The organism is Pantoea sp. Pa-EAmG, from assembly GCF_030024295.1.
GTDB classification, from domain to species: domain Bacteria; phylum Pseudomonadota; class Gammaproteobacteria; order Enterobacterales; family Enterobacteriaceae; genus Pantoea; species Pantoea dispersa.
The window spans coordinates 1-447 of sequence record NZ_JASEWO010000436.1 but is presented as its reverse complement, the minus strand read 5'-3'; the positions used below and the strand labels follow the sequence as shown (position 1 = coordinate 447).

The following is a 447-nucleotide window of genomic DNA, read 5'->3' as shown; positions in this document are numbered from 1 at the left end:
GCTATATGTCCGAACAGGTGAAAGAGCGTTATCACCAGTGCACTAACCTGGACTGCTCCTGTACTTTCAAAACGAATGAGAGCATAACAAAGGTGATCACCGCACCGCCACAGCCGGAAACCGTACCGGAAGCACCACCGGAACCGGTAAGAGAACGTCAGACGCTGGGCCGTTACGGCTCAGCATTCCGCCAGGTTCATTAATCCCCCACGGCCGCTGCACGACCAGCGGCATTTTTATGTCTGTACTCCGTCTTTCTGGAGCCCTTTTTCTGGCAAGCCGCTTTGTAAAGAGCCGTGCATGCATAACGTGCATGGATCTGCATGCAACATCATGTACCGCTTTTCCCCGTTCAGGCCATACAGGGCACGACCTAGCCCACACAATGCACCTGCATGAAAAGCGATGCATAAAGCGGGCAGGCGTGGCGGGGATAGCATTGCGCGC

At 54.8% G+C, this 447-nt stretch carries 1 protein-coding gene; it reads left to right on the top strand.

Going from position 1 to position 447, the window contains the following annotated elements:
* The coding region (locus tag QMM04_RS23120; RefSeq protein WP_282997235.1) for an ogr/Delta-like zinc finger family protein at positions 1-203 on the top strand (203 nt) is incomplete at its 5' end.
* Positions 204-447 lie beyond the last annotated feature (244 nt).